This window comes from Halochromatium sp. (assembly GCF_054919635.1).
Window position 1 is genome coordinate 1 of record NZ_JBUDPI010000284.1, and the last position, 4,918, is coordinate 4,918.

The following is a 4,918-nucleotide window of genomic DNA, read 5'->3' on the forward strand; positions in this document are numbered from 1 at the left end:
CTGAATGAGATTATTGGCGGTTAACGGCAGTGACCCAGCCTGTACGAACCCGGTGCGAGAGTAAAACTAGAGCACCGGTCGACATCTGCTTTACGTCGCTTGTACCCGCGCGTTAGACCACTTGCTGGTCACCACCGGCGAGCTGCCGTCGGAGTTTCTAGACGATTTTTCTGCGTCGCATTGAGCAGGTGCATTCGGTGTCATTTGGCAGCTGTGGCTCGCCGCTCCGAGGGTTGACGTTGATCGCTGCATCGTCTCGATCAGGTGGGCTAGTCTTACAAGCGCACTAGGCACTGCGCGCTGGGTGGTCAGTGCGTGTTGGTCGAAGGGCGCGTCTGCCCGCTAGCACCCGTCTCTGCCCGCGCAGATGGGGCAGCTGGGATCTGACGGTATCTTCAGTGTGCGAATCGCCATCGTCTGCGCATCCAGCAATAGAAGCTTTGAGTGCAGCGGCTCGCCATAGCCGGTCAGTACCTTGATCGCTTCGGTGGCTTGGATGCTGCCGATGATGCCGACCAGTGGTGCAAGCACCCCTTCCCGTGAGCAGCGCTCGCCTTCGTGTCCGTCATCCGGATAGAGGCAGTGGTAGCAGGGATCGCCCGGGCGTCCAGAGAAGACCGCGACCTGGCCCTCGGCGCGGATCGCAGCGCCGGAGACGAGCGGGATGCCGGCTTGGACGCAGACGGCGTTGACGGCGTAACGGGTCTGGAAGTTGTCGCTGGCGTCGATGATCAGGTCGACCTCTGTGCTCAGCTCTGCGAGTCGGGTAGGGCTCAGACTGCGTTTGATCGGAACCAGCTCGCAGTGCGGATTCAGCGCGCTCAAGGTGGCGACCGCGGAGTCAACCTTGGTCCAGCCGATGCGCTCGCTGTTGTGGAGGAGCTGCCGCTGTAGGTTGGAGAGGTCGACGGCGTCGAAGTCGGCGAGCAGCAGGCGGCCGACGCCGGCTGCCGCCAGGTACATCGATACTGCCGAGCCAAGCCCGCCGAGGCCGACGATTAACACGCTTGCCTGCCCTAAGCGCTGCTGGCCGTCCTCGCCAAAACCGGGCAAGAGGATCTGTCGGCTGTAGCGGGTCTCTTCGTCCGGACTCATCGGCGCCTAGCTCGGCTTCTTCGTCGTCGGGTCGCTCTCGTGCGGGGTGCGGGGCTGCAACGAGCAAAGACCTGGGTTTCCTGTTGGGTCTTCGCGTCAACCCCGCATGCTTAGGTTTGCCGCGCGTTCAGCCGCCCGCCTGCTCTGTCGCCGGCTGGGCGCGGCCGATATCGGTGACATTGACGAAATAATAGCCGCAGGTCGCGGGTGTCAGGTTCTCACCCGAGGTGCGCGGGTATTTGCGGCAGCTCGGTGGGCGCGCATGGTACACGGCGCAGCTGCTGAGTCCTTCGGCATCATAGCGCAGGAAGGGACAGGGGTAGGGCAGCTTGCAGCATTCGCCGCAGCGATTGCAATCGCCGCGCCGGCCGGCGTCGACTGGCAGAAAGGATGTCGCGAAGCGCTGTGCCTTGCGGCCCAGCCCAGCCGCAACCTCGAGCAGGGTTTTGCGCCTGTTCGGTGGCGTCGTTTGCATCAGATGGGGCTCCTAGGGGAGAAGGTCAGGGGAGTACGAGTCGCGCTCCGGGCTGGCCGACTGTGACCGAGACGCGGAGATCTCGGTCACGATACTGTCATCGGATCGACATACTACGTGTCTCGTTCCTATTTGACCATGGGCATTGCTCGAGCCTGACAGTGCTTCACGGGCCGCTGATCGCTAGACTGCGCGATTACCTATTGATCTCGTGTCCTTCGTCACTGCATCTGAGTCTTTGCTCGGGCAAGTGCGCCAAGGTACCCACCGAATCCGCTTAGAGGACTGTCTTCATGCATCACGGTACGACCATTACTCAATTCATCGCCGAAGAGCAACGCCACGCGCCGGGTGCGACGGGTGAGTTCACGGCGCTGCTCAACGACATTGTGACGGCCTGCAAGATGATCTCGAATCAGGTCAACCATGGTGCGCTCGTCGGCGCGCTGGGAAGCGCCGGTAGCGAGAATGTCCAGGGCGAGACACAGAAGAAGCTGGATGTGCTCTCCAACCAGATGTTCATCCAGTGCACCGAGTGGTCTGGCCATGTCGGCGCCTTGGCTTCTGAGGAGATGGACGAGATCTACGAGATCCCAAAGGAATACCCGCGCGGCAAGTATCTGCTGACCTTTGATCCGCTCGATGGCTCATCGAACATCGACGTCAACGTTTCGGTTGGTACCATCTTTAGCATCCTGCGCATGCCAACCGAGGCTGGTGATGCGACCGAGCGCGATTTCCTCAAGGCTGGTACCGAGCAGGTGGCCGCCGGTTATGCGCTCTATGGTCCTTCGACCATGATGGTCCTGACCACGGGCAACGGCGTGAACGGCTTCACGCTGGATCAGAACATTGGTGAGTTCATCCTTACCCATCCCGATATGAGCATCCCGGAAGATACCGCGGAATTTGCCATCAATGCCTCGAACAGCCGCTTCTGGGAGGCCCCGGTCAAGCGCTACGTGGACGAATGTCTAGCGGGTAAGGAAGGTCCGCGCGGCAAGGATTTCAATATGCGCTGGATCGCTTCGATGGTCGCCGAGGTGCATCGCATCCTGACCCGCGGCGGCGTCTTCATGTATCCGATGGATTCGAAGATGGCCGCGAAGGGACAGGGCGGTAAGCTGCGCCTGCTGTATGAGGCCAACCCCATGTCGTTCGTCGTCGAGCAGGCTGGCGGTGCCTCGATCACCGGCAAGCAGCGCATCATGGAGCTCCAGCCCGAAGGGCTGCATCAGCGCGTGCCTGTGATCCTGGGCTCACGCAACGAGGTCGAGCGCATCCAGGGCTATCACAGCGAGGGCTGAGGCGCAGGTCAGCGCGACAGCTTAACGGCCGCGGCCGCGGATTCGATTCCCGCGGTCGAGGGACAGCTTGTGGCGATTGGCTCTGTTGAAGGTGAAACAAGCGTTCCATCGCCCAGGATGGCGAGGCGCCACCGACGTTAGCGCATCGCGCGATGCAGATGAGCTCGGGTAGAAGTCAGGGTCAGTGACCTGAGCCATCGAGTATGGGCAGTCGGTCGGGAAGTGGGATTCGTCGAGATTGGTTTCCCTGACAGCAAGCAGCCGGCCTAGCCGATAGGCCTTGATGATCTGCTGATCGAGCGTCGGCCTGAGACTGGGGTTATCGTCCAACAGGTCGTCGATCGAGAGTCGCTGTTCCTTGACCGTGGCGCGCCAGCTCGGCGAGCGCCGCTCGGCCTGATACTGCCACTTCAGAAGATGGGCAAGCAGCACCTTGAGACGATTGGTCAGCTCGCGACGCTCTCTGGCCCCCATGCTGTCGAGCTCTTCCACTAGATGGTCGATATCGAGCGCGGCATAGCGGCCGGCACGCAGCAGCTGCGCTTGCTCTTGTGTCCAGCGATGAAAATCTTGCTCGTAGTCCGTCGTCGTCATAGTTTGCCTCAACGCATGGGCGTGTCCGAAGGAGTATAGCTTCAGTCAGTTATGGACATTCTCCAGTCTCAGCCTCCTCCGCGCAGCCTTTCGGTTGTCATCCCGCTCTATCAGGAGCGCGACAATGTCGAGCCGCTGTTGGCTCGGGTCCACAAGGGGCTGGAGCGCTATCCGCACCCCTGGGAGCTGATCCTGATCGATGATGGCAGTCGCGACGGTACTGACCGAGCACTGTTCGAGCAAACTGCCCGTTATGGCTCTCACATCAGGGTCATCAGATTTCGGCGTAATTTCGGTCAAACGGCGGCGATGCAGGCGGGCTTCGATGCCGCGCGTGGGGCGTTGATCGCAACCCTCGACGGTGATCTGCAGAACGATCCCGCCGAGATCCCACGTCTAGTCGATGAGATGCTGGCGCGTGACCTGGAGCTGCTTCAGGGCTGGCGGCGCGATCGTCAAGACGCCTTGCTACTGCGCAAGATCCCGTCGCGGATCGCCAATGGCTTGATTGCTCAGGTCACCGGCGTTCGGCTGCACGATTACGGCTGCAGCCTCAAGGTCTACCGCGCCGAGGTGATCAAGGAGATCCGCCTATTCGGTGAGATGCATCGCTTCATCCCGGTTTGGGTGGCCGGGGTCACGGCACCCGATCGTATCGGCGAGACCGAGGTCGGACATCGCGCGCGCGAGCTAGGGAAGTCCAAGTATGGGCTCTCGCGGACCTTTCGGGTGTTACTGGATCTCCTAGTCGCCTTCTTCTTTCTGCGTTTTGGTGCCCGCCCAGGGCATTTCTTTGGTGGCATCGGGCTCTCATTCGGTCTGCTTGGCGGATTGATGATGGCTTGGCTGGCCTGGGTCAAGTTCGGGCTCGGTGAGGATATCGGTGATCGCCCGCTGTTCTTCGTCGCCATCCTGTTCCTAGTCGCCTCGATCCAGTTTCTGACCACGGGTGTGCTTGCTGAGATCATGACCCGGACGCTATTTGCCTCTGGAGAGCGCACCCATCACCGCATCTGTCGGCAGACCGATCCGGCAGCTGCTGGCTGGAAGGTTGAGCAGCGACGGGATCTGGATGACGGGCAAGCTAGCTCAGAGGATCGAGTCTGATGGAGGCGCGCGACTCACTGCTAACACGCATTCTCGTCTCGCCTTGGTTCTTAGTGCTGATCGTCTGGCTGGCCTTCTTCTGGCAGCTCGGCGCGGTGCCGCTCTACGATCTCGATGAGGGTGCCTTCACCGAGGCCACCCGCGAGATGCTTGCGAGCGGCAACTTCATCACCCCGCACCGCGATGGCGAGCCGCGCTATGACAAGCCGGTGCTCATCTATTGGTTGCAGGCGGCCTCGGTCGCGGCGTTTGGGTGGAGTGAGTGTGCGCTGCGACTGCCTTCGGCGATCGCGGCCAGCGTCTGGGTCCTTGCGGTCTGGTGGTGCGTGCGCGCCCGGCT

6 protein-coding genes are annotated in these 4,918 nt (G+C 61.5%); 3 read left to right on the forward strand and 3 right to left on the reverse strand.

The annotated features are described in order from the left end of the window. Positions 1-342: 342 nt before the first annotated feature. Together ACY693_RS14875 and ACY693_RS14880 are read right to left on the reverse strand one after the other, a co-directional pair. Positions 343-1,095 carry a HesA/MoeB/ThiF family protein gene (locus ACY693_RS14875; protein ID WP_462322597.1) on the reverse strand — a complete coding sequence of 251 codons (753 nt, stop codon included), beginning with the start codon at positions 1,093-1,095 and terminating at the stop codon, positions 343-345. 127 nt (positions 1,096-1,222) lie between these two features. Continuing rightward, positions 1,223-1,570 carry a hypothetical protein gene (locus ACY693_RS14880; RefSeq protein ID WP_462322598.1) on the reverse strand — a complete coding sequence of 116 codons (348 nt, stop codon included), beginning with the start codon at positions 1,568-1,570 and terminating at the stop codon, positions 1,223-1,225. A gap of 293 nt (positions 1,571-1,863) precedes the next feature. Here ACY693_RS14880 and ACY693_RS14885 point away from each other — a divergent pair, with 293 nt between their 5' ends. Beyond that, a complete protein-coding gene (locus ACY693_RS14885) occupies positions 1,864-2,877 on the forward strand; it encodes a class 1 fructose-bisphosphatase (RefSeq protein WP_462322599.1) in 1,014 nt (337 codons plus the stop codon). 21 nt (positions 2,878-2,898) lie between these two features. Here the strand turns inward: ACY693_RS14885 and ACY693_RS14890 are convergent, their stop codons facing one another. Then, on the reverse strand, positions 2,899-3,471 hold the full coding sequence (locus ACY693_RS14890) for a DUF29 domain-containing protein (protein ID WP_462322600.1): 573 nt from the start codon (positions 3,469-3,471) through the stop codon (positions 2,899-2,901). A 51-nt stretch (positions 3,472-3,522) separates the two neighbouring features. Here ACY693_RS14890 and ACY693_RS14895 point away from each other — a divergent pair, with 51 nt between their 5' ends. Both ACY693_RS14895 and ACY693_RS14900 read left to right on the forward strand, forming a co-directional pair. Continuing rightward, on the forward strand, positions 3,523-4,578 hold the full coding sequence (locus ACY693_RS14895; protein WP_462322601.1) for a glycosyltransferase family 2 protein: 1,056 nt from the start codon (positions 3,523-3,525) through the stop codon (positions 4,576-4,578). Continuing rightward, a partial coding sequence (locus ACY693_RS14900) for an ArnT family glycosyltransferase (RefSeq protein ID WP_462322602.1) occupies positions 4,578-4,918 on the forward strand: 341 nt, incomplete at its 3' end. The genes ACY693_RS14895 and ACY693_RS14900, both read left to right, overlap by 1 nt.